At 68.5% G+C, this 24,519-nt stretch carries 20 protein-coding genes; 12 read left to right on the forward strand and 8 right to left on the reverse strand.

The genetic code is table 11. The features are described from left to right. The first annotated feature begins 106 nt into the window (after positions 1 to 106). Positions 107 to 538 (forward strand): YqaA family protein, encoded by a 432-nt coding sequence (locus tag ACPTTF_RS25400; protein WP_166952893.1) that lies wholly within the window; start codon positions 107 to 109, stop codon positions 536 to 538. Between the two features lie 59 nt (positions 539 to 597). Here ACPTTF_RS25400 and ACPTTF_RS25405 read toward each other — a convergent pair whose 3' ends face one another. Genes ACPTTF_RS25405 through ACPTTF_RS25420 form a run of 4 tightly spaced genes read right to left on the reverse strand, consistent with a single transcriptional unit; the run spans position 598 to position 5,222 of the window. Beyond that, positions 598 to 2,055, reverse strand: coding sequence for an MFS transporter (locus ACPTTF_RS25405; RefSeq protein WP_423368704.1), 1,458 nt, complete (start codon positions 2,053 to 2,055; stop codon positions 598 to 600). A 40-nt stretch (positions 2,056 to 2,095) separates the two neighbouring features. Beyond that, entirely contained in the window at positions 2,096 to 3,118 is a 1,023-nt protein-coding gene (locus ACPTTF_RS25410; protein WP_166952899.1) for a cyclase family protein, read from the reverse strand. 58 nt (positions 3,119 to 3,176) lie between these two features. Continuing rightward, positions 3,177 to 4,454 (reverse strand): CaiB/BaiF CoA transferase family protein, encoded by a 1,278-nt coding sequence (locus ACPTTF_RS25415; protein WP_166952902.1) that lies wholly within the window; start codon positions 4,452 to 4,454, stop codon positions 3,177 to 3,179. 18 nt (positions 4,455 to 4,472) lie between these two features. Beyond that, entirely contained in the window at positions 4,473 to 5,222 is a 750-nt protein-coding gene (locus ACPTTF_RS25420; RefSeq protein ID WP_166952905.1) for an IclR family transcriptional regulator, read from the reverse strand. 230 nt (positions 5,223 to 5,452) lie between these two features. Here ACPTTF_RS25420 and ACPTTF_RS25425 point away from each other — a divergent pair, with 230 nt between their 5' ends. The 3 genes from ACPTTF_RS25425 to ACPTTF_RS25435 all read left to right on the forward strand — a co-directional run bounded on the left by ACPTTF_RS25425 (position 5,453) and on the right by ACPTTF_RS25435 (position 9,122). Then, complete coding sequence (locus ACPTTF_RS25425; RefSeq protein WP_423368705.1) at positions 5,453 to 6,361, forward strand: HpcH/HpaI aldolase/citrate lyase family protein; 909 nt, start codon at positions 5,453 to 5,455, stop codon at positions 6,359 to 6,361. Between the two features lie 173 nt (positions 6,362 to 6,534). Continuing rightward, the gene (locus ACPTTF_RS25430; protein WP_423368706.1) at positions 6,535 to 7,608 is read left to right on the forward strand and encodes a porin; all 1,074 of its coding nucleotides are present in this window, start codon (positions 6,535 to 6,537) and stop codon (positions 7,606 to 7,608) included. A gap of 56 nt (positions 7,609 to 7,664) precedes the next feature. Beyond that, positions 7,665 to 9,122 (forward strand): MmgE/PrpD family protein, encoded by a 1,458-nt coding sequence (locus tag ACPTTF_RS25435; RefSeq protein WP_423368707.1) that lies wholly within the window; start codon positions 7,665 to 7,667, stop codon positions 9,120 to 9,122. A 43-nt stretch (positions 9,123 to 9,165) separates the two neighbouring features. Here ACPTTF_RS25435 and ACPTTF_RS25440 read toward each other — a convergent pair whose 3' ends face one another. Further along, positions 9,166 to 10,836: an acyl-CoA synthetase gene (locus tag ACPTTF_RS25440; RefSeq protein ID WP_423368708.1), complete on the reverse strand. Its 1,671-nt coding sequence runs from the start codon at positions 10,834 to 10,836 to the stop codon at positions 9,166 to 9,168. 168 nt (positions 10,837 to 11,004) lie between these two features. On the opposite strand from ACPTTF_RS25440, the gene ACPTTF_RS25445 reads away from it, so the two are divergent. The 7 genes from ACPTTF_RS25445 to ACPTTF_RS25475 all read left to right on the forward strand — a co-directional run bounded on the left by ACPTTF_RS25445 (position 11,005) and on the right by ACPTTF_RS25475 (position 20,807). Next, positions 11,005 to 11,760, forward strand: coding sequence for a Crp/Fnr family transcriptional regulator (locus tag ACPTTF_RS25445; RefSeq protein ID WP_423368709.1), 756 nt, complete (start codon positions 11,005 to 11,007; stop codon positions 11,758 to 11,760). Between the two features lie 228 nt (positions 11,761 to 11,988). Next, on the forward strand, positions 11,989 to 15,156 hold the full coding sequence (locus ACPTTF_RS25450) for an efflux RND transporter permease subunit (protein ID WP_423368710.1): 3,168 nt from the start codon (positions 11,989 to 11,991) through the stop codon (positions 15,154 to 15,156). Positions 15,157 to 15,192: 36 nt separating this feature from the next. Next, the gene (locus tag ACPTTF_RS25455) at positions 15,193 to 16,422 is read left to right on the forward strand and encodes an efflux RND transporter periplasmic adaptor subunit (RefSeq protein WP_423368711.1); all 1,230 of its coding nucleotides are present in this window, start codon (positions 15,193 to 15,195) and stop codon (positions 16,420 to 16,422) included. Between the two features lie 5 nt (positions 16,423 to 16,427). Then, a complete protein-coding gene (locus ACPTTF_RS25460) occupies positions 16,428 to 17,942 on the forward strand; it encodes an efflux transporter outer membrane subunit (RefSeq protein ID WP_423369876.1) in 1,515 nt (504 codons plus the stop codon). 28 nt (positions 17,943 to 17,970) lie between these two features. Continuing rightward, positions 17,971 to 18,666, forward strand: a complete 696-nt coding sequence (locus tag ACPTTF_RS25465; RefSeq protein WP_011355331.1) for a heavy metal response regulator transcription factor — start codon at positions 17,971 to 17,973, stop codon at positions 18,664 to 18,666. Then, positions 18,663 to 20,120, forward strand: coding sequence for a heavy metal sensor histidine kinase (locus ACPTTF_RS25470; RefSeq protein WP_423368712.1), 1,458 nt, complete (start codon positions 18,663 to 18,665; stop codon positions 20,118 to 20,120). The genes ACPTTF_RS25465 and ACPTTF_RS25470 overlap by 4 nt, the downstream gene beginning before the upstream one ends. 99 nt (positions 20,121 to 20,219) lie before the next feature. Continuing rightward, a complete protein-coding gene (locus tag ACPTTF_RS25475; RefSeq protein ID WP_085037708.1) occupies positions 20,220 to 20,807 on the forward strand; it encodes a LysE family translocator in 588 nt (195 codons plus the stop codon). A gap of 22 nt (positions 20,808 to 20,829) precedes the next feature. On the opposite strand, the gene ACPTTF_RS25480 is transcribed toward ACPTTF_RS25475, so the two are convergent. Then, entirely contained in the window at positions 20,830 to 21,675 is an 846-nt protein-coding gene (locus ACPTTF_RS25480; protein ID WP_423368713.1) for an AraC family transcriptional regulator, read from the reverse strand. A gap of 261 nt (positions 21,676 to 21,936) precedes the next feature. Between ACPTTF_RS25480 and ACPTTF_RS25485 the strand changes: the two genes are divergently transcribed. After that, the gene (locus ACPTTF_RS25485; protein ID WP_011355335.1) at positions 21,937 to 22,731 is read left to right on the forward strand and encodes an SDR family NAD(P)-dependent oxidoreductase; all 795 of its coding nucleotides are present in this window, start codon (positions 21,937 to 21,939) and stop codon (positions 22,729 to 22,731) included. Positions 22,732 to 22,755: 24 nt separating this feature from the next. Here ACPTTF_RS25485 and ACPTTF_RS25490 read toward each other — a convergent pair whose 3' ends face one another. Continuing rightward, positions 22,756 to 23,130 carry a hypothetical protein gene (locus ACPTTF_RS25490; RefSeq protein WP_423368714.1) on the reverse strand — a complete coding sequence of 125 codons (375 nt, stop codon included), beginning with the start codon at positions 23,128 to 23,130 and terminating at the stop codon, positions 22,756 to 22,758. Between the two features lie 210 nt (positions 23,131 to 23,340). Beyond that, entirely contained in the window at positions 23,341 to 24,411 is a 1,071-nt protein-coding gene (locus ACPTTF_RS25495; protein ID WP_423368715.1) for an AI-2E family transporter, read from the reverse strand. Between the last annotated feature and the right edge of the window lie 108 nt (positions 24,412 to 24,519).

Below are 24,519 nucleotides of genomic sequence, written 5' to 3' on the forward strand. Positions count from 1 at the left end.
CGACGCTCTCACGCGCTCCCCAAAGCGCCGATTTTCACCCGAAACCGGTCCGTTGTTGCGCTCATTCCGCGTGAGAACGGCGCGGCGCGCCCGGTACAATCGCGCGATGTCCGAATTGCTCACTTACGGCGGCCTGTTCGCCGTGTCGATGGTTGCCGCGACCCTGTTCCCGCTCCAGTCCGAAGCCGTGCTCGCCGGCCTGCTGCTCGCCGGACGCGAACCCGCGTGGGCGCTGGTGCTCGTCGCGAGCATCGGCAACGTCGCCGGCTCCGTGATCAACTGGGCGCTCGGGCGCGGCATCGAACACTTCCGCGAGCGCCGCTGGTTTCCCGTCAAGCCCGCGGCGCTCGCGCGCGCCGAGCGTTGGTATGGGCGCTACGGCCGCTGGTCGCTGCTGCTGAGCTGGGCGCCCGTGATCGGCGATCCGCTGACGATGATCGCCGGCGTGCTGCGCGAGCCGCTGCCGTCGTTCCTCGCGATCGTCACCGTCGCGAAAGTCGCCCGGTATCTCGTGATCGTGTGGCTCGTTCCCGGTTGACGCGGTTGACGCGCCGCCCCTGAACCCGCGACGCCCGCACGCAAGCCGCCCCGGCCGGACTACCGTTGCCGCGCGCGCACGGCCGGGCCGCGATACCGGTCCGGCGCACCGGACGCCTCGGCCGGTATGGCCGCCGGCGCTGCGATTTCGTCGAGCGAGCGGTGGTTGGTGCGCGGCCCGAAGATCCCGATCGACAGCATCACGACCAGCATGCTCGCACCGATCAGCGCGAACACCGCCGGCACCCCGAGATGCGCGAGGATCAGCGCGATCAAATAGCTGCTCGCCACCCCGGTCAGCCGGCCGAACGAATGGACGAACCCCAGCGCGCGGCTGCGGATCGCCGTCGGGAAGACTTCCGCCTGGTACGCGGTCGCATTGCTCGCGAGCGTCGTGTTGCAGAACGTGATCAGGATGCCGAACAGGATTACGGCGGCCACCGACGACGACATCGCGAATGCCGTCCCGAACAGCGCGACGCCGAACGCCGCCGCCACGATCAGCCACTTGCGCTCGATGCGATCGGAAAACAGGCCTGCCGCGAGCGGCGAGAGCGGATACGCGAACGCGATCAGGAACGCGTAGAGCAGGCTCTGCGTCACGGGCGTGCCCCGCGCGGCCAGCAGGCTCGGCAGCCACTGGCTGAAGCCGAAGAAGCCGATGCTCAGGCACGCGTTGAACGCGATCAGCATCAGCGTCCGGCCCCGCAGGCCGGCATCCCACATCGACACCGCGCGCACGGTTTCCGCTTCGCTGGCCGCCACGGGCGGCACATCGGGCAGCGGCCGGCCGTATTCACGCGCGACGCGTGCCTCGATCGCCCCCAGCACCGCCTCGGCTTCGTCCGCGCGGCCGTGCATCGCGAGCCAGCGCGGCGATTCCGGAATCCGCGATTGCAGCCACCAGACGATCACCGCGCCGCTGCCGCCCAGGAGAATCACCCAGCGCCAGCCGGACAGGCCGAGCGGCGCGCGCGGGATGAGCAGCCATGACGCGAGCGCGAGCACCGGCATCGCGAGATAGCCGATCGCGAAACATACGGCGAATGCGCGACCGCGCATGCCCTTCGGCACGAGTTCGGTGAGGTACGCGCCGATGGTGATCAGCTCGGCACCCACGCCGATACCCGCGACCAGCCGGCACAGGTGGATGCCGGCCGCCGTTTGCTGCATGCACATCGCGAGACTGGCGAGCGTATAGAGCAGCAGCGAGCCGGTGAAGACGGCGCGCCGCCCGAAACGGTCGGCAAGCCGCGCCACGGCGATTTCGCCGATGAACAGGCCGATGAACGTCGCCGCGCCGAGCGTCGCCTGGTCGGACAGGCCGAACAGGCCCTTCGCGCCGACGTGAAAGATCCCGTCGCTGACGAGGCCGGCCGGCAGGTACGTCATCTGGAACAGGTCGTAGACCTCGAAGAAGCCACCGACGCTCAGCATCAGCACGAGGCCCCAGATGCTGGCCGTCGGCGGCAGACGGTCGATGCGCGCCGTCACGGCAAGCGCGGTTGAGTTGGACATGCTGCTGTCTCCGGAAAGGAATTCGGGCGTCGCGCCGCGCTCAGACGGTCGCGACCGGATTGACCGGCGAGCCGACAAGGCCGCGCAGGTGCAGTGGCGGCGCCGTCAACAGGAAGCGATTGCGCCGGTGCTCGCGCAGCCAGCGCGCGAGCGGCGTGAGGTGCCACAGCTCGCCGAGATGGATGCCGAGCTTGAAGAGGCACAGCGCGTGCAGCGGCATCAGCGGCCCGCGTTCGGCGCGCGGCAGCGGCGCCCGCGGACGCTCTTCGACCGCATGGTTGTCGGCGACCAGCGCCGCGAGTCCGGACACGTCGATCCATTCGAGCAGCCGCGGATCGTCGCCGTCGAGCACGCAGCAGGCGGCGTGCACGTCCGGCGCGTGCCCCGGCACCTCGGCTTCGAGCAGCAGGTCGGCGAAGCCGGTATGCAGGCAGACGATGTCGCCGCGCTCGACCACGACTTCATCGGCCCGCATCACCGCCATGAGATCCGCGTAGCCGACCTTGCGGCGCGCATCGCCGAAGTGATGCCGCAGGTCGATCATCACGCCGCGCCCCTGCACGCCGGTCGCCGCCATGTGCTCGATGCCGAGCGCACGGGCGCCGCCGACCTGCGCGCCGGCCTCCGGCACCCGCACGTGCTCGCCCATCCGGTAGCCGTTGTAGAACACGGCTTCCGCATCGCCGTCGCCATCCGCGTCGAACAAGCCGCCGACGTGCGACAGCGCATCCCATTGGGTCGAGAATTGCGAGTGCAGGCAGAATGCATCGTCGCATACGACGTCCGTCGCATGCGCGACCTGCTCGTCCGCGCGATAGCCGAAGTACGGCTTGCCGTGCAGCAACGCGGGCATGATCGCGGGCGGCAGCCGCCGCGCGTTGAGCCCCCCGCCGTGCGGCACGTCGAGCGGCAGGCTGAGCGAGAACACTCGCCCCTCGCGCACCTCGCGCACGCCCTCCAGCGTCTTCTGCGGCGTGAGCCAGTTCAGGCGCCCCTTCTGGTCGTCGTCGCCAAAATCGCCCCAGTTCGAGCCGGGGGGCCGGTGTGTCCAGCGCGGTTTCATGTCGGATGTCTCCTTGATTGTCGTTGTCGCGGGCCGCGGATGCGCGTGCCCGCCCCCGTCATCCGTGACGGATCACCCCGCGTTCGGCGAGGCGCGCGAATTCACGCTCGCCCAGCAACGGCTCGAGGATGTCGCGGTTGTTCTCGCCGAGCCGCGGCGCCGGCCGCCGGAACGTGCCCGGCGTCTGGGAGAAGCGTGGCGCGATGTTGTGCATCGGCAGCGTGCCGACGTCCTCGTCCGGCACGTTCACCAGCGCTTCCCGCTCGATCACATAGTGATCCTGAACAACCTGGCTAATATCGTGGATCGGTCCGGCCGTCACGCCCGCTTCCTCGAAGAACGCGAGATTGTCGGCCAGGTCGCGCGCGGCAATGAAGCCGCCGACGATCTCGTCGAGCTGCTGCGCGTGCTGCACGCGCAACACGTTGGTGCGATAGCGCGGATCGTCCACGAGATCGGGTCGCCCGATCGCGCGAAACAGGCGCTCCGCCATCGTCTGCGTCGAGCTCGACAGGCACAGCCACCGGTCGTCGCGCGTGCGATACGCGTTGCGCGGCGCCGTGTTGGTGGAGCGGCTGCCCGTGCGCGGCTTGACCTTGCCGGTCATCGCATAGTTCGCCGCGGAAGGCCCGAGGATCGACAGCAGCGGCTCGAACAACGACACGTCGATCACCTGGCCCGGCGCGTCGTTCGCCTCGCGCGCCCACAATCCGACCATCACGGCGATCGCGCCGGACAAACCGGCCGTCATGTCGCCGAGAAACATCGGCGGCAGCACCGGTTCGCGATCGGCGAAGCCGTTGATCGCCGCGAAACCCGAGTAACCCTCCGCGAGCGTGCCGAAACCCGGCTTGTGGCGGTACGGCCCCGTCTGCCCCCACCCGGAAATGCGCGCGATCACGAGCTTCGGCCGGATCGCCAGCAGCACGTCGGGGCCGAGGCCCATCTGCTCGAGCACGCCGGGCTTGAAGCTCTCGATGAACACGTCGGCCTCGCTCACCAGCGCGAGCACGATGTCGATGCCTTCGGGCGTGTGCAGATCGACGCACACGCTGCGCTTGTTGCGCCCGTACACTTTCCAGTTCGTGCTGATGCCGCCGGCACCGACCGCGCGCAGCGTATCGCCCTGCACCGGCTCGACCTTGATGACGTCCGCACCGAAATCCGCGAGCTGCACGCTCAGCATGTTGCCGGCCATCAGCCGCGACAGGTCGACCACGCGCACACCCGCCAGCGGGCCGGCGGCGTTCACGTCGAACTGGCGGCCGTGGAGCGGCCCGATCCGGCCCGCGTGGCCGTCTGGTTCGGTTCCGGCTTGCGCCAAGGGTTCCGACATTACGATTCTCCTGGTGGATTAATCCTGCAGTTCGCCCTGCGGGCCGATCACCGCGGGCACGCTGCCCGATACCGGCAAGTCGCCGCCCAGCGTATGGGTCAGTTCGCTCGCCGCGGCCTGCACGCGCGGCAGGTAATCGGCGAGCACCTTCTTGTTGAAGCGATAGCGCGGCACGCCCAGCGAGATCGCGCCGGCCAGCGAACGGCCCACGCCGAACACCGGGCAGGCGATCGCCGCGCTCTCCGGGTCGCGCTCGGCGATCGACACCGCGTAGCCCTGCTCGGCAACCTTGTCGTAATCGCCGCCGCGCGTGCCCGAGAACGCGAGCAGGACCCGGCCGGCCGCCCCGGCCTCCAGCGGAAAACGGTCGCCTTCGCGCACGTTGGTGTGGACGGCGCGCTGCGCAAACGCGCGGAACAGGCATACGCGCTCGTCGCCGTCGCGCACATAGAACGCCGAGGTCTCGGCGGTTTCCTCCGACAGCCGCGCCAGCAGCGGCACCGCGTGTTCGCGCAGATGGAACGACTCGCGGTACATCATGCCGAGATGGAACGTGGCCGGCCCCAGCACATAGCGGCCGTCGGGCATGCGCTTGACGAACTGGAACATCTCGAGCGATTCGAACAGGCGCAGCAACGTGCTCATGTTGAGCCCCGTCGCGTCGCTGACCTGCGCGAGCATCAACCCGTTCGGCGCATCGCCGAACGCCAGCAGCGCCGACAACGCACGATTGACGGCCGAGACGCCGCCATCTGCCTGAGCATTCATACCTACCTCGCAAAGAAAAACCGGGCCGGACGCGCACCGCGGCACGCCCACACAAAAACAAAAGTGACTTTCATTTTTATGGATGGCGCTCATCCTGTCAACAGGGAACGTATTCGACCTCCCTCTGAACAATCTTCAATCCCCTTTGTTTTATCGGGTAAACATCGATATTGACGAATCCTCGTGATTCACACAAAAATGAAAGTCACTTTCATTTTTATAGATTCAACATGAAAACCCATGCCATCCACGCACCCGACTGGCGCTCGCTGCTGTACGTACCGGCTCACATCCCGCGCTTCGTCGACAAGGCCGCGACGTGCGGCGCGGACGCGCTGCTGCTCGACCTCGAAGACAGCGTGCCGGCGGACCGGAAAGCGCTCGCGCGCGACGCGCTGGCGGCGGCCGTGCCGCGCCTGAAGGCGGCGGGCAGCGACGTGCTCGTCCGGGTCAACAGCTCGCTGCAATGGCTGGCGCTCGACCTGCGCGCCGCCGTGGCCGCCGGGGTCGGTGGCGTCGCGATCCCGAAAGTCCTCGGCGCGTCGCACCTCGAGGCCATCGACGCGCTGCTCGGCGAACTGGAGGACGAACATGGCGTCGCGCACGGCGTGACCCGCGTGATCGCGTTGGTCGAGACCCCGGGCGCGTTCGAGGCGAGAGCGCGGATCGCCCGCGCATCGCCGCGCATCGCCGCGCTGATGCTCGGCGGCGGCGACTTCGCGCTGCACTGCGAGAGTGACGCGAGTGCGGACGTGCTGAACGTGCCCAAGCAGTTGCTGGTCATCGCCGCGCGCGCGGCCGGCGTGCTGCCGCTGGGCCTCGCCGGCACGCCCGACTCGCTCGACGATCTCGATGCGTTCGCACGCATGGCGCAACGCTCGAAGGCGATGGGGTTCGCCGGCGCCACCTGCATCCATCCCGCGCAGGTGCCGATCCTGAACCGCGCATTCGCCCCGACGGACGACGAAACCCGGGCCGCGCAGACGCTGGTCGACGCGTACGAAGCCGCGCGTACGGACGGGCTCGGCGCGCTGCGCGTCGACGGAAAGATGGTCGACGCGCCGGCGGTCGAGCGCGCGCGGCGCGTGCTTGCGCGGCGCCAGGCGGTCATGAGCCGCGCACAGGCCGTGCCGCGCTAGCGCCGGTTCGCGCGCGGCACGGGCTTGCAGCTGTGCCGCCTTGCGTGGCCGGCTGCCGTGCGGCGCCGCGCTACGCGGGCCCGGCTCGGCGCGTCGCCCCCTCACGCGCCGACTGTCACATCGATTCGCATGACCGACACAAACACAACAACACCGAAAGACAGGAGACAACGATGAAGAAGAAGCTGGTCGCGCTCTGCGGCCTCGGCGTGGCATCCGCCACCGCCAGCGCGCAAGGCAGCCTGACGCTGTACGGCGTCGCCGATATCTACACGGAATACCTCACGCACCAGAGCACCGCCACGCCGGGCGGCTCCGGTTCGCTCGTGCGGATGGGTTCGGGCGGCAAGAGCGGCTCGCGCTGGGGCATCAAGGGCGGGGAAGCGCTCGGTGGCGGCTGGCAGGCCGTGTTCCGGCTGGAAAGCACGATCAACCTCAACAGCGGCACCAACTCCGGCGGTTTCGACCGCGCCGCCTGGGTCGGCTTCCAGCACGACGCATGGGGCACGCTGCGCCTGGGCCGCCAGTACACGACGCTCTTCGACGTGATGGAACACTACTCGCCGACCGTCGCGTACTCGACGATCTACGAGCCGGCCGGCGCGATCGTCGGGCTGAACTTCCGCGAGAACAACATGGCGAAATATCGCGTGACCTACGGGCCGATCGCGATCCAGGCGCACTACGCGTTCGGCGGTACGCCGGGATCGTTTCGCAGCGGCGCGGCATCGGGGATCGGCTTCGAGTACACGGGGCCGGCGCTGTCGGTGGCCGCCGCCTACGACAACGTCAACGGCACGCAGCCCGCCGACATCACCCATTTCCGGCGCTACGCGGCCTCCGCGATCTACACGGTGGGCGCCGCGCAACTGATCGCGGGCATCGCCCATGCGAACGGCAGCGTCACCACGCCCGGCGTCGTCACGCGCTTCAATTTCTACTGGCTCGGCACGCGTTACATGGTCACGCCCGCGCTGCAGGTGATCGGCGCGTTCTACTACGAGGACATCGGCAAGCAGAATCCCGCGGCCGGCCAGCCGGTGCCCGATCCCGACAACCCGAAGCAGATCACGGTGCAATTCAACTACGCGCTGTCGAAGGCCACCACGCTCTATCTCACCGGCGGCTACGCATGGCGCGCCGCGCTCGATTTCGACGACTACAACTACCGCATCCTCAACTATTCGCTCGCCAGCAACCGCGGCAGTTCGCTGGGCATCGCCGTCGGCATGCGCAAGCTGTTCTAGCGCCGCCCGGCTTCCGCCCGCACGTTCTACGACTTTTCTTCCCGATGATCCACACCATGAATCGACGCCACTTCCTGTCCACCCTGACGAGCGCCGCCGTCGCGGCCGCCGTGCCCTTGCACGCCCGCGCGCAGACGCCCGCGTCGCCCGACACCCTCGCCCATCGGCTGGCCGACTACGCCGCATCGCTGCGTTACGAGGATCTCGACGCGACCACCGTCGAGACCGTCAAATCGCACTTCATCGACGCGCTCGGCTGTGCAATCGCCGCCCACGACGAAGGGCCGGTGCGCATCGCCCGGCAGGTTGCGCTTGCAACAGGCGGCGGCACGGCGACCCTGCTCGGCACCACACAACGCACGACGCCCGATCTCGCGGCGTTCGCCAACGGCGCCGCGCTGCGCTATTTCGACCTGAACGACGCGTACGCGGGCAAGGAAACCGGCCACCCGAGCGATAACGTCGCGCCGTGCCTGGCCGTGGCGGAATCGGGGCGCAGCAGCGGCCGCGACCTGATCCTCGCGATCGCGCTGGCCTACGAGGTCAATTGCCGCCTGATGGACGCGGCCGCGATCAGCCCGCGCGGCTGGGACCACACCTGCTACAGCCTGCCGGCCGTCGCGCTCGCGACCGGCCGGCTGATGGGGCTGACGAGGCCACAGCTCGTGCAGGCCGTGAATCTCGCGATCAACGGGCACATGGCGCTCAACCAGACGCGCATCCAGGAACTGTCGAACTGGAAGGCGCTGGCCGATGCGGACGCCGCGCGCAACGCGATCTTCGCAACACGCCTGGCGCGCGAGGGATTGACCGGCCCGTCGCCGATCTTCGAGGGCAGAGCCGGTTTCTTCAAGCAGATCTCGGGGGCATTCGACGTCGATCTGGCGCAGTTCGGCGGACGCGGCGGGCGATTCCGCATCAACGACTGCATCGTGAAGTACTACCCGGCCCAGGGGCTCACGCAGACGTCGATTCCGGCGGCGATCGAAGTCGCCGCGCAAGTCGGCGACCTCGGCCGCATTCGCAGCATCGAGATCGCGACGACGCAGGTCGGCTACGTCACCGCGGGCAAGGATCGGCAGAAATGGGCGCCCGAGACCAGCGAGACCGCCGATCACAGCCTGCCGTACATCGTCGCGCGCGCGATGCTCGACGGCGACATCACGACCGCGAGCTACACGCCGGCAGCGCTGCGCGACCCGAAGCTGCATGCGCTGATCGAACGGATCACGGTCGTGGAAGACCCGGCGTTGACGGCGCGCTATCCGCAGTACGCGCCGAACCGCGTGACCGCCGTGACCGACGACGGGCGCAAGTTCACCCGCGAAGTCGACGACCTGCCGGGTTTTCCGCACCATCCGATGACGCGCGCCGATTTCGAAACCAAGTTCACGCGGTGCGTCCGGCCCCACTGGAAAGCGGCGCAAACCCGCCGCACGCTCGACTGGCTGTGGCACCTCGACGCTCAGCCTGACGTCTCGACGCTGCCCGCGCTGATGACGATCCGCGCCTGACCCATGCCTGCCCGCCAGCGCGCGTGCGGCGCGCGCGGGCGGTTTACCGCGTCTTCGGGCCCGGCGCGTCGCTGCCCGCCAGGTCGATCGCCTTGTCCGAGCCGACCGCGTTGCGCAGCTGGAATTTCTGGATCTTGCCGGTCGACGTTTTCGGCAGCTCGCCGAACCGCACGGCCTTCGGCACCTTGAAGCCCGCGAGCAACTGCCTGCAATGCGCGACGATCTCCTCTTCGGTCGCGCTCGCGCCTTCGCGCAGTTCGACGAACGCGCACGGCACTTCGCCCCATTTCGGATCGGGCATCGCGACGACGGCGGCGACCGCCACGGCCGGATGCCGGTACAGCGCATCCTCGACCTCGATGCTCGAGATGTTCTCGCCGCCCGAGATGATGATGTCCTTCTTGCGATCCTTGATCCGGATATAGCCGTCCGGCGTCAGCACCGCAAGATCGCCGGTATGGAACCAGCCGCCGTGGAACGCGTCGTCGGTCGCTTTCGGGTTCTTCAGGTAGCCCTTCATGCAGATGTTGCCGCGGAACATGATCTCGCCGAGCGTCTCGCCGTCGGCCGGCACCGGCGCCATCGTGTCGGGATCGAGCACCGTCGCGCCCGCTTCGAGGTGGTAGCGCACGCCCTGCCGCGCATTGAGCCGCGCACGCTCTTCATCGGGCAGTGCCTCCCAGTGCGCCTGCTTCGCGCACACGGTCGCCGGGCCGTAAACCTCGGTCAGCCCGTACACGTGCAGCAGGTCGAAGCCGATCTCCTTCATCTTCGCGATCACGGCCGGCGCGGGCGCCGCGCCCGCCACCATCGCATGCACCGTGTGGTCGATGCCGGCGCGGAATTCGGCCGGCGCGTTCGCGATCGCGCTCTGCACAATCGGCGCACCGCAGTAGTGCGTGATGCGTTCGCGGCGGATCAGGTCGAACACCGTCTTCGCATCGAACTTGCGCAGGCAGACGTTCACGCCCGCCCGTGCCGCGAGCGCCCACGGGAAGCACCAGCCGTTGCAGTGGAACAGCGGCAGCGTCCACAGGTAGACGGCATGCTTCGGCATGTCCCATTCGAGGATATTGCTGATCGCCGCGAGATACGCGCCGCGATGGTGATAGACGACGCCCTTCGGATCGCCGGTCGTGCCGGACGTGTAGTTCAGCGCAATCGCGTCCCATTCGTCGGCGGGCGGCGTCCACGCGTAGTCGGCGTCGCCGCTTGCCACGAGCGCCTCGTAATCGGTCGCGCCCGCGAAGCGCGCGGGGTCTGCCGGCATCGCATCGGCCACGCTGACGATCTTCAGGCCCGGCACCTCGAGCGCCGCGCGATGCGCGAATTCCGCATACTCGGTGTCGACGATCAGTACCTTCGCCTCGCCATGACGCAGCATGAACAGCACCGACGACACGTCCAACCGCGTGTTGATCGTGTTCAGCACGGCGCCGGCCATCGGCACGCCGAAGTGCGCCTCGACCATCGCCGGGATGTTCGGCAGCATCGCCGCGACCGTGTCGCCACGCTCGACGCCGAGCCGCGCGAGCGCGCTCGCCAGCTGCTTCGCACGCGTGTAGGTTTCGCCCCAGGTGCGCCGCACGTCGCCGTGCACGATCGCGAGGCGCTCGCCGTAGACTTCGGCCGTCCTGACCAGGAAGTCGATCGGGGTGAGCGGCACGAAATTGGCGTCGCGGCGGCCGAGTCCGGCCTCGAACATCTGCGTCATGATCCTGTCTCCCGTGTCCTGTCGACCGGGGCGCATCCACCCCGGATCGTTTTGATGTGGTTCAATTGCCGACAGCCTAACGGGCGCTATTGTGAGCCGTCTGTCATCGAAACGACAGAGTGCCTTTCACGCGCTGCGCGTTATCCCTATCCTCGCAAACCCGCACCCATGCACGACCCGCTCGCCGCACTGTCCGACGCGCCCGCCCACCCGGCCGACGCCCCTTCCGAACCGGGCCCGCCGCCGGCGCTGGCCACGCTGTTCGGCCAGTGCGCCTGGTTCCGCACGCTCGCGCCCGAGCACCAGGCGCTCGTGCTCGCGCAGTCGCGCGTCGAGCAGTGCGAGGCCGGCGATGTGATCGCCCATCGGCTCGCGCCGTCCGAATACTGGATCGGCGTGCACCGCGGGTTGCTTAAGCTCGCGATCTTCAATGCATCGGGGCGCGGCTGCACGTTCTCGGGCGTACCGTCGGGCGGCTGGTTCGGCGAAGGCAGCGTGATCAAGCGCGAACTGCGCAAGTACGAGGTCGTCGCGATCCAGCGCTCGACCGTGCTGTTCGTGCCGGTCGACACGTTCCACGCGCTGCTCGACACGAGCCTGCCGTTCACGCGCTTCGTGATCCACCAGTTGAACAACCGGATGGGCGAGTTCATCGCATCGATCCAGAACAGCCGGCTGCTGGACGTCGACGCACGCGTCGCGCAGGCGCTCGCGCAGCTTTTCAATCCCGACCTGTACCCGGACACCGGCCCGTCGCTGTCGATCTCGCAGGAGGAACTGGGAATGCTCGTCGGCGTATCCCGGCAGCGCATCAACCAGGCGCTGCAGCAACTCGAGAAGCTCGGCGCGCTGCGGCTCGCGTACAACCAGATCGACGTCGTCGACCTGGGGGCGCTCGCGCGCGTCGGGATGGAGCAGATCTGAGCGCGGGCCCATGAACGGAAGCGCTGCAAACGCGGCCGGCCCGTCCGGTATCACGGCCGTTTTCCGGCCGCAGCACCCCGCCGCGTTTCCTCTGCTGAATCGGCACCGGGCCACCCCGCCCCAACCTGACAATTCCGCCAGTTTCGCGACAGTAACCCGTTCCATGCCGACGCCTATCATTCGGGTTCCCTTTACCCACGCCTGATCACCGCCTGTCCCGCTGCCTCCATGTGGATTGTCAATCTCGCGCTCAGGCGCCCCTACACGTTCATCGTCATGGCCATCATGATCGTGCTGGCCACCCCGCTTGCGCTGATGCGCACGCCGGTCGACGTGCTGCCCGCGATCAACATCCCCGTGATCAGCGTCATCTGGAATTACAGCGGCTTCTCCGCGACGGAGATGACGAACCGCATCACGTCCGTGCATGAGCGGATCCTGACGACGACCGTCAACAACATCCAGCACGTCGAATCGACGTCGCTGCCCGGCATCGCGGTCGTGAAGGTGTTCCTGCAACCGGGCGCGAACGTGCAGACGGCGATCGCGCAGACGGTCTCGTCCGCACAGGCGATCGTGCGGCAGATGCCGCAGGGCGCGACGCCGCCGCTCGTGATCACCTATTCGGCCTCGAGCATTCCGGTGATCCAGCTCGGGCTGTCGAGCAAGACGCTCAGCGAACAGTCGCTCGCCGACATCGCGCTCAACTTCCTGCGCCCGCAGCTGATCACGGTGCCGGGCGTGCAGATCCCGTTCCCGTACGGCGGCCGCACGCGGGTGGTCGCGATCGACCTCGATCCGCAGGCGCTGCTAGCGAAGGGCCTCACACCCGCCGACATCGTCAACGCGGTCAACGCGCAGAACCTCGTGCTGCCGACCGGCACCGCGAAGATGGGCCAGACCGAATACCGGATCGACACCAACGCGTCGGCCGATACCGTCGCCGACATCAACAACCTGCCGATCCAGACGGTCAACGGCGCGACGACCTACCTGCGCGAGGTGGCATCGGTACGCGACGGCTTCGCGCCACAGACCAACGTCGTGCGCCAGAACGGCCAGCGCGGCGTGCTCATCTCGATCCTGAAAAGCGGCGACGCGTCGACGCTCAAGGTCGTGTCCGACCTGAAGGCGCTGCTGCCGAAAGTGATCCCGACACTGCCCGAAGGGCTCACGATTACGCCGCTGTTCGACCAGTCGGTGTTCGTCGACGCGGCCGTCCAGGGCGTGATTCACGAAGCGCTGATCGCCGCCGTGCTGACCGCGATGATGATCCTGCTGTTCCTCGGCAACTGGCGCAGCACGCTGATCATCGCGATCTCGATCCCGCTGTCGATCTTCACGTCGCTGATCGCGCTCGCCGCGCTCGGCGAAACCATCAACATCATGACGCTCGGCGGGCTCGCGCTCGCGGTCGGGATCCTGGTGGACGATGCGACGGTGACGATCGAGAACATCGAGCGGCACCTGCATCTCGGCACGAACCTGCACGAAGCAATCCTCGAAGGCGCGGGCGAGATCGCGGTGCCCGCGTTCGTGTCGACGCTGTGCATCTGCATCGTGTTCGTGCCGATGTTCTTCCTCACGGGCGTCGCGCGCTTCCTGTTCGTGCCGCTCGCGGAAGCCGTCGTGTTCGCGATGCTCGCGTCGTACGTGCTGTCGCGCACGCTGGTGCCGACGCTCGCGATGCTGCTGTTCCGCCCTCAGCAGGCGAGCACCGGCCCGGACCATTCGACGTCGCGCTTCGCGCGCATCCATCACGCGTTCAACGAAGCGTTCGAGCGGCTGCGCGCGTGGTACATCGTGCTGCTCAGCATCCTGCTGGTACGCCGCCGCTTCTACGCGATGTGCTTCCTCGGCTTCTGCGTGCTGTCGACGGGCCTCGTGTTCGTGCTCGGCCGCGACTTCTTCCCGAATGCCGATTCGGGCAACATCCGGCTGCACATGCGTGCGCCGACCGGCTACCGGATCGAGGAAACCGCGCGCCTCGCCGATCAGGTCGAGCGCGTGATCCGCGAAACCGTGCCGCCCGACGAGCTCGGTGCGATCGTCGACAACCTCGGCCTGCCGGTGAGCGGCATCAACCTGTCGTACAGCAACGCGGGCACGATCGGCACGCTCGACGGCGAGCTGCTGATCGCGCTGAAGCCCGGCCACCGCGCGACCCAGCACTACGTGCAGGCACTGCGCACGGTGCTGCCGGAGCGCTTCCCGGGTGTCGAGTTCTTCTTCCAGCCGTCGGACATCATCACGCAGATCCTCAACTTCGGCCAACCGGCCGCAATCGACCTGCAGGTGCTCGGCAACGATCTCGCGAGTAACATGACTATCGCGAGCAGCCTGATGAAAAAGTTCAGGCAAATCCCCGGTGCCGTCGACGTGCACGTGCTGCAACGCAACGACGAGCCGACCCTGCTGGCCGACATGGACCGTACGCGCATGCAGCAGCTCAATCTCTCCGCGCAGAACGTCGCGCAGAACATGCTGATCTCGCTATCCGGCAGTTCGCAGACGACCCCATCGTTCTGGATCAACCCGCGCACCGGCGTCCAGTACCCGCTGCAGATCCAGACCCCGCAATACAACATCGCGTCGGTCGACGACCTGCTCGGCACGCCGATCTCGGCGAGCGGCCGCACCGGCATGCCGCTGCAACTGCTCGGCAACCTCGTGCAGGTGCGCAGCACCGCGAACCCGGCCGTGATCACGCACTACAACATCCGCCCGGCGATCGACGTATACGTGAGCGTCGAAGGCCGCGACCTCGGCGCGGTCGCGGGCGAGATCGACCGCATCGTGTCCGATGCGCGCGCGACGCTGCCGCGCGGCACCGAGCTGACGATGCGCGGCCAGGTCGAGACGATGCGCACGTCGTATATCGGCCTCGGCGCGGGCGTCGCGATGGCGATCGTGCTCGTCTACCTGCTGATCGTCGTCAATTTCCAGTCGTGGCTCGACCCGCTGATCATCATCAGCGCGATGCCGGCCGCGCTCGCGGGCATCGTCTGGATGCTGTTCATCACCGGCACGCACCTGAGCGTGCCCGCGCTGACGGGCGCGATCATGACGGTGGGCGTCGCGACCGCGAACAGCATCCTGGTCGTGTCGTTCGCGCGCCAGCGTCTCGCGGCCGGCGCGCCGCCGCTCACGGCCGCGCTGGAGGCCGGCGCGACGCGGATCCGGCCGGTGCTGATGACGGCGCTCGCGATGATCATCGGGATGGTGCCGATGGCGCTCGGTCTCGGCGAAGGCGCCGAGCAGAACGCGCCGCTCGGCCGCGCGGTGATCGGCGGGCTGCTGTTCGCGACCGTTTCGACGTTGCTGTTCGTGCCGCTCGTGTTCGGCGGCGTGCATGCGCGGCTGGCCCGCCGGCGCGCGCGCCACGCCGGACACTGACTTTCGTCCCACTACCCGGTTGATTTGGTTGAATTCATGGAAGAGAAACATCACAGCGCCGTCGGCATCCAGGTGGACGAACACGGCATGCACCTGCCGACGCGCACATCGGTGTCGCGGCGCGGTCGAATCGTCCTGATCGTGATCGGCGTGCTGCTGGCTGCGGGCGCCGCGCGCACGGTCTTCGTCAACGTGCTGAACCGCAACCGGCTCGACGCGGTCGCCGAGCAGAACACGCGCCAATACGTGAGCGTCGCGCATCCGGTCGATGCGGCCACCGGCGGCAAGCTGTCGCTGCCCGGCACGCTGCGCGGCTTCGTCGAGGCGCCGATCTACGCGCGCGCGAGCGGCTACGTGCTGCGCTGGCAAGCCGACATCGGCGCGCACGTGAAGCAGGGCCAGGTGCTCGCCGAACTCGACACGCCCGAGCTGAACCAGGAACTCGCACAGGCCACCGCGCAGCGCCAGCAGGCGCAAGCCGCGCTCGCGCTCGCGAAGACGTCGTTCGACCGCGCGCAGCAGCTGCGCCAGCGCGATGCCGTCTCGCAGCAGGAACTCGACGACCGGCAAGGCGCGTTCAACCAGGGCACCGCGAACCTCGCCGCGGCCGATGCGAACATGCGCCGCCTCACCGAGCTGAAAGGCTTCCAGCGGATCGTCGCCCCGATCGACGGGATCGTCACGCAGCGCAACGTCGACGTCGGCGATCTCGTCAGTTCCGGCAACGCGGGCCGTTCGCTGTTCACGGTCGTGCAGGCCGACCGGCTGCGCCTCTACGTGCAGGTGCCGCAGGCGTACGCGCAGCAGGTGAAGGTCGGCCAGCACGTGAGCGTCGCGCAGGCCGAGCTGCCGGGCACGACCTTCGACGGCACGATCACGCGCACGTCCGAGGCGATCGACGTCGCGACGCGTTCGCTGCAGATCGAGATCACGCTGCCGAACCCGGACGGGCGGCTGCTGCCCGGCGCCTACGTGCAGGCGACGCTGCCGATGACGCCGGTCGGCCGGCTGCAGGTGCCGGCCAATACGTTGCTGTTCCGCGCCGAAGGCCCGACGGTCGCGACGGTCGACGCGAACGGCCAGGTGCGCCTGAAACAGGTGACGGTCGTGCGCACGATCGGGCAGACGCTCGAAGTCGACGGCCCGCTCACGCCGAACGACCGCCTCGTCACGAACCCGAGCGACGCGCTCGCCAACGGCGATCAGGTGATCGTCTCGGCGCCGGCCGCGAAGCCGGCATCCGGCGCCGCGGAGGCGAAGTCGTGATCGCGATGCGCATCCGCCGGCGGCCCGCCGCCGTCTCCGCCACTGCCGTTGCGCTCGCCGCCGCCCTCGCCGGCTGCACGGTCGGCCCCGATTACCAGCGGCCCGACGTCGCCACGCCGGCCGCGTGGCGGCTCGATCCGGCCGATGCGTACTGGCATCCGGCCGCGCCGGCCCGCGCGCCGCTCGACCCGGCATGGTGGATCGCGTTCGGCGATCCGCAGCTCGATGCGCTGGAAGCCGAAGCGTTGCGCAACAACCAGAACCTGAAGGCCGTCGCCGCGCGCTACGACCAGGCGAAGGCGACGCTCGCGTCGGTGGCCTCGGCGCAGTATCCGGCCGTCGGCCTGAACGCGAGCGGCCAGCGCTTCAAGATCTCGGCCGACCGGCCGCAGACCAATTACGCGACGCTGAACACGTCGACCGTGCAGAACGACATCCAGGTCGGCGCGAGCGTCAGCTACGAGCTCGACCTGTTCGGCCGCGTGCGGCGCAGCGTCGAATCCGCGCAGGCCACGACCGAACAGGCCCGCGACGATTTCGCGAACGCGCGCCTGGTGCTGACCGCCGATCTCGCGTCGAGCTATTTCGCGTTGCGCGAATTCGATACCGAGATCGACGTCGTCAGGCGCTCGATCGACCTGCAGCAGAAAGCGCTCGACTACGTGAGCGCGCGCCACGACCTCGGCGCGGTGTCGGGACTCGACCTGCTGCAGCAGCGCGCGCAGCTCGACGCGACGCGCACCCAGGCGCAGTTGCTGCTCCAGCAGCGCGTGCAGGTCGAAACCGCGATCGCGACGCTGGTCGGCACGCCGGCCCCCGCCTTCTCGATCGCGCCGCGCGTCGTGCCGATCAACGCGCCGGCGCTGCCGACCGGCCTGCCGAGCGACGTGCTGCAGCGGCGCCCCGACGTCGCGTCGGCCGAGCGCGCGATGGCCGCCGCGAATGCGCAGATCGGCGTCGCGCGGGCCGCGTATTTCCCGCGCATCATGCTGTCGCCCGATATCGGCTGGGACGCGACGCGCTTCGCCGGCCTGTTCACCGTGCCGGCGTTGCTGTGGTCGGTCGGCGGGTCGCTCAGCCAGCCGCTGTTCGAAGGCGGCAAGCTGAAGGCCGGCGTCGATTTCGCACAGGCCGGCTATGTCGCCGCGCAGGCCGGCTACCGGCAGACCGTGCTCACCGCGTTCCAGGAGGTGCAGAATGCGGTCACGGGATTGTCGGTGCTCGCCGAGGCCGCGCAGCAGGCCGCCGCAGCCGTCGACGACGCACGCAAGCTCGTGTCTCTCGCGCAGGATCGCTACGCGGGCGGCCTGACGCCGTTCATCGACGTGCTGACGGCCGAGCAGCAGTTGCTGACGAGCGAGCGGCAGGCCGTGCAGATCCAGGGCCAGCGCGCGGCGCTCGTCGTGTTTCTTGCGAAGGCGCTGGGCGGCGGCTGGGACGGCCATGCCACGGGCGACCCGGCGCCGGCCGAGGTCGCCACTGCAGCCCCGGCGCCGGCACCGGCGCAACCGGGCCCTTAACCGGATCACGCGGACAACGGATTCGAACATGAAAGTCCTGATCGTCGAAGACGAACCGAAAGTCGTCGAATACCTGAAGAGCGGCCTGACCGAGGAAGGCTGGGTCGTCGACACCGCGCTCGACGGCGAGGACGGCGCGTGGAAAGCCGTCGAATTCGACTACGACGTCGTCGTGCTCGACGTGATGCTGCCGAAGCTGGACGGCTTCGGCGTGCTGCGCGCGTTGCGCGCGCAGAAACAGACGCCCGTCATCATGCTGACCGCGCGCGACCGCGTCGACGACCGCGTGCGCGGGCTGCGCGGCGGCGCCGACGACTACCTGACCAAGCCGTTCTCGTTCCTCGAACTGATCGAGCGGCTGCGTGCGCTGACGCGCCGCGCGCGCGTGCAGGAATCGACGCTGATCTCGATCGGCGACCTGCGCGTCGACCTGATCGGCCGCCGCGCGACCCGCGACGGCACGCGGCTCGACCTGACCGCGCAGGAATTCCAGCTGCTCGGCGTGCTCGCGCGGCGCAGCGGCGAGGTGCTGTCGAAGACGACCATCGCCGAACTCGTGTGGGACGTGAACTTCGACAGCAACGCGAACGTCGTCGAAACGGCGATCAAGCGCCTGCGGGCGAAACTCGACGGCCCGTTCACGGACAAGCTGCTGCACACGATCCGCGGCATGGGCTACGTGCTCGAAGCCCGCGAGGACGGCGATACCGAGAGGCCGGCATGAAACGCTCGATCGTCCTGCGGCTGTCGGCGATGTTCGGCATCGTGTCGCTGCTCGTGTTCACGCTGGTGGGCTGCGGGCTGTTCGTGATGATGGAGCGCCAGCTGTTCGCCGAGCTGCGCGCGACGCTCGACACGCGTTCCAAGGTCGCCGAACTGATCGTGTCGCATGCCACCACCGCTGCGCGCGGGCGCCTGCTGCAGGAGAAGCTCAGCGATTTCGAACCGCCCGACGGCTCGACGCACTACCAGATCGTCAGCCCGGATCCCGCCTTCCGCTTCGGTAGCCCGGTGAACGGCGTGCCCATCGAGCCGCCGAACGGCGCATTCCAGCGCTACGCGCTGAACGACAGCAGCTACGACGTGATGACGAAAACCGTCACCGTAGCCGGCAGCGGCGAGCGGCCGACACTCCAGCTGATCGTCGCCAGTTCGTGCGAGCGCACGCAGCGGATGCTGCGCCGTTTCGGCTGGACCCTCGCCGCGCTGATCGCGACAGCCACCGTCATCACGCTGCTGCTGAGCCGCGCCGTCGCGCGCTTCGGGCTCGCCCCGCTCGACCGGCTGTCGCAGGATGCGGCAACCGTGAGCGCCACGAACCGACGCCAGCGCTTGCAGACCGACGCGCTGCCGGCCGAGCTGCGCGACCTCGCCGCGTCGTTCAACGGCGCGCTCGACCGCATCCAGCAAACCTACGCGCGGCTCGAGGCATTCAACGCGGACGTCGCGCACGAGCTGCGCACGCCGGTCAGCATCCTGATCGGCCAGACCCAGGTCGCGCTGACCAGCCGCGACCGCACGGTCGAGCGGATGCAGCAGACGCTGCAGTCGAACCTCGAGGAATTCGAGCGGCTGCGCGTGATCATCAACGACATGCTGTTCCTGTCGCGCAGCGACCGCGGCGAACGCGCGACCGACCTGAAAGACGTGTCGCTCGCCGACGAGGTGCGGCGCATGCTCGACTTCCTCGAAATCCCGCTTGACGAGGCGCAACTGCACGCCGAACTGCACGGCGATGCGCGCGCGGCCGTCGACCCGTCGCTGTTCCGCCGCGCGATGACGAACCTGCTGATCAACGCGATCCAGCATTCGGTGCCCGGCGCGACACTGAACGTGACGATCACGCGCCGCGACGCGCTCGTCGAAATGGCCGTCGCGAACCCCGGCGAACCAATCGACCCCGCCCAACGCTCGCACGTGTTCGAGCGCTTCTACCGGCTCGAGGAAGCCCGCGCGAACAGCAAGGAGAACCACGGGCTCGGGCTGTCGATCGTCAAGGCCGTGGCCGAGATGCACGGTGGCGGCGTGTTCGTCGCATGCGCGGGCGGCGTCAATACGTTCGGCTTCTCGGTATCGACGCAACCTTGCGCGGGCGGCCCGCTGCGCCCGGCCGATGCAAACGGCCCCGTCGGTACGCACGACGCGCAACCGGCGCACACGCCGCGCGCATTGCACTGACGGCCGCCGCGCGCGGCCGAGGGCAGTTTTCTTCAATACGGGCCGATGCGGCTCCCGTAGTCTCGATGCGACTTTCGACATTTCGCATGGAGACATCCAATGAGCATGCTGGTTTCAATGGCGGCGTTCGCGCTCGCCTCGTCGATCACCCCCGGCCCCGTCAACATCGTCGCGCTCAGCGCGGGCGCCCGCCACGGCCTCGGCGCGAGCCTGCGCTATGCGGCCGGCGCGACGCTCGGCTTCGTCGCGCTGTTCCTGCTGATCGGCCTCGGGCTGCACGCGGCGCTCGCGCGCTGGCCCGTGCTGACGACCGCCACGCAGTGGTCGGGGATCGCATTCCTGCTGTACATGGCGCTGCGGCTCGCGCTCGATGACGGCCGGCTGTCGGCCGACCCGGACGTGGCCGGCCCGTCGGCGGCGGCCGGCGCGGCGATGCAGTGGCTGAATCCGAAGGCGTGGCTCGCATGCGTGGCCGCGATGGGCGCATATGCGGCCGACGGCGACCGCGCGCAGGTCTGGCAGTTCGCCGCGCTGTATCTCGTGATCTGTTTCGCGTCGATCGCGTGCTGGGCGTATGCGGGCGCGTCGCTGCGGCACCGCCTCGCGAACGCGCGGCGCATGCGCGTGTTCAACCGGCTGATGGCGCTGCTGCTCGCGGGCAGCGCACTCTTCCTGCTCGACGTCTAAGGCTCGCCGCTCAGCTCGTCTTTCAGCTCGTCGCGCTGCGGTACTGGCCGGGGGTTGCAGCCGCGATCCGCCGGAACGCGCGCTGGAAATGCGCCTGGTCGGCAAAGCCCGCGTCGAGCGCGACATCGGCGATCGGCCGGCCGCGGCGCAGCTCCGTGCGGCCGTACTGCACGCGGCGATCGATCAGGAACGCATGCGGTGTCATGCCGTAGCGCGCGTTGAATGCGCGGATCAGGTAGGACGGCGACAAATCGGCCGCCGCGCAGATCGCATCGAGCGTGACGCCCTCACGGCAATGCGCGGCGATGTAGTCGGCCGCGCGCGCGAGTTTGGCGTTGTCGTCCCCGGCGCGCGGGCCGGGCAGCTCGCGATCGAGCGCGCCGTGCAGCGCCGTGAAGAACTCGACCGCCGCGCTCTCCTTGCCGAGCGAATCGATGCCGGGTGCGACGAGCGTGCGATAGAACCCGCCAAATTGCGCGAACAGGTCGTGCCGCTCGGTCAACTTCGATGAAAAGCCGTGAAAATCGCGGTTCGGATCGCGGCCCAGCGAATGCTGCAGCCGCGCGAGCCATGGCACGTCGACATAGACCATCCGGTATGCCCATGCGTCGGGGCCGTATGGATTGCACGCATGCACCTGTTCCGGATCGATGATCACGAGCACGCCGCGCCCGACGTGCTCGTTCGTCGCGCCGTTCACGTAGGTGCTCGTGCCGCCGACGATCGCGCCCACCGAAAACGTGTCGTGCGTGTGCTTCGCGTAGCAGATCGCGCGACCGTCGTCGACGGTACGCGCCTCGATGAACGGCAGCGCGGCGTCGCGCCAGAACGGCGACGGTACGACGGATCGGTTGGCGGTACGGCTCACGCGGCGGGCTCCCGGTTCGGACGGCGAACGCTCACCGTACAAGACTGTGCGGCGCCGCGCAACCGGATCGCTGGATCGCTGGATCGCTGGATCGCTGGATCGCTGGATCGCTGGATCGCCGGATCGCCGGATCGCCGAATCGCCGGATCACTCACCGAACCACTGGCTTCGATACCGGATTGCGCCGTTTCGCCTAAGCTTTGAATTCCGTCCGCCGCGACACCCGCGCCGGATCCCGTTCACTCTTCTCCCGTCACGCTCATGCATATCGATCTGAAAGGCAAGACCGCGGTCGTCACCGCCTCCACCGCCGGCATCGGGCTCGCGATTGCCGAAGGGCTGGCGCGCGCCGGTGCGCGCGTCGTCGTCAACGGCCGCAGCGACGCGTCGGTGCAGTCCGCGCTCGCACACTTGCGCGCGGCCGTCCCCGGTGCGGGCTTCGACGGCATCGCGGCCGATCTCTCCGATGCCGCCGGTGTCGCGCGCATCACGCAGCACACGCCCGCGGCCGACATCCTCGTCAACAACGCGGGCATCTACGGCCTGAAGGCGTTCTTCGACATCGACGACGCCGAGTGGGACCATTATTTCCAGACCAACGTGATGTCCGGCGTGCGCCTCGCACGGCATTACCTGAAGGGGATGATCGAACGCAACGCCGGTCGCATCGTGTTCATTTCGTCGGAATCCGGCCTGAATATCCCGGTCGACATGATTCATTACGGATTCACGAAAACCGCGCAGCTGTCGATCGCACGCGGGCTCGCGAAGCTCGCGGCCGGCACCAACGTGACCGTCAACTCGGTGCTGCCGGGGCCGACGATGTCGGACGGCGTGCGGGCGCTGCTGAAGGAAACGGCCGACGAAACCGGCCGCAGCGTCGAAGACGTGGCCGTGGATTTCGTGCGCAACCATCGCTCGAGCTCGATCATCCAGCGGCCCGCGACGCCGGAGGAAGTCGCGAACCTGGTCGTCTACGTGTGCTCGCCGCTCGCTTCGGCGACGACGGGTGCCGCGTTGCGGGTGGACGGCGGCGTGGTCGACACGATCGCGTGACGGCGGGCGGGCACGGCCGCCGCGCTAGCGCGACGCGGCCTTGCCCTGCTGCAGCGTGCCCTTGCGGTCAGCGTTCATGCAGGAATCGAAGCCGTATTGCGTGACGACGCCGGCCCTGTCGAACACGACGAAATACTCGCGGTGGTCGTTGCCGTGCTCGATGAAGTAGTTGTAGCAGACGCCGCTGCCGTTGCGGACCATCCACACGCTGCGCGGATTGCCGCCGGCACGGACGACGTCGGCGCGCGTCGCGCCGTGCCGCGACGCGGCCCTCGCGAGCGGCGTGCGCGAATACGAGAATGGCAGCCACGCGTCGAACCACGCGCAGCCGTGCAACATCAGGCAGCTGGCGGCCAGGGACAGCGTCGCTGCGGGACGGGCCATCGGAATCAATCGCATGCTTGAGGAAATCTGCTGCGCCGTGCCGGCGCGATCGAAAGCCTCATGCTACTAGACCTTTGGGTCCGGATCGAAAAGAAATGTAGAGATCTTTATCGCAATCGCTGCATTGCATGACCGTGTACCGGCCCGCTCGCCGCCCGTCGCGGCGGCCGCCGCGCGTTCGCACGCGCATCCGCGCCGCGGCGTCAACCGGTGGCGCGGCGCTCGTCACGCAATCCATTCGGCCCACAGCATCGTCAGCACCGTCATCAGCGCGGGGCCGACGAACAGCCCGATCAGGCCGAACGTCTCGGCGCCGCCGAGGATGCCGAACAGCACGAGCAGGAACGGCAACCGTGCGGAGCTTCCAATCAGCACCGGCCGCACGAAGTGCTCGGCGACGAACACGACGACGAACCCGAGCACGGCCACCGCGACGGCCCACACGGTCGCGCCCTGCACGAACAGCCAGAGCGCCGCGCCGCAGAACACGACCGGCGCGCAGAACGGCAGCATCGCAGCGATCGCCGTGACGAGGCCGAGCAGTGCCGCATGCGGGACACCGGCCAGCGCATACGCGACGCCGAGCAGCGCGCCCTCGCCGAGCCCGACGACGACGAGCCCCGTCACCGTGCCGAACACGGCCGCGACCATCCGCTCGATCAGCTCCGCGCCGTTGTGCCCGAACGCGCGCCGCGCGCCCTGCAGCAAGGCCCCCGACAGCTTGTGGCCGGCGCGCAGGATCACGAACAGCGTGACGAGCATGAAGCCGAATTCGAGCAGCGCGTGCGCGAGCTTCGTGCCGAACTGCCGGCCGAACGCCAGGAATTTCTCGCTGTTGACGCCGTGCATCGCGCTGGCCGCATGCAGCGGATGGCCAAGGTTGGCCTGCCACCATTCGGTGACCTGCGCAGCGCCATAAGGCAGCCGGCCGACCACGTCCGGCACCGGGATGCCGTTGTCCTGGATCGTGCGCAGCCACTCGCGCAGGTCATGCGCCTGCCCGATCGCCTGGGTCGCCGCGACGGCCACCGGCAGCACGACCAGCAACGAGATCCCCGCCGTGATGACGAGCGCGATGAGCGTCGGGCGATTGCGGAACAGCCGGTGCGATTCGAAGCGTTTCAGCATCGGCCACATCGCGATGGCAGTCACGCAGGCCCACGCGATGGCGGGAATGAAATCGTGGATCACCCACAGCGCGATCACCAGCAGCGCCGCATACAGCACGGCGCGGGCGACCTGCTGCACGCGCGGGCGTGCGGCGGGATCGTGAGACGACGGGACATGTGCGCCCATGGCACCTCTGAATGAAAAAATGGCGGTTCGCGCAAGCCACCGGCGTGCGCGAACCGCCATTCTATCCATCGGCGCCGGATCGGCGGCGCATGTCATGCTCGCGCCGCC

Origin of the sequence: Burkholderia crassaminum, assembly GCF_964265005.1 — a bacterium.
Lineage (GTDB): Bacteria > Pseudomonadota > Gammaproteobacteria > Burkholderiales > Burkholderiaceae > Burkholderia.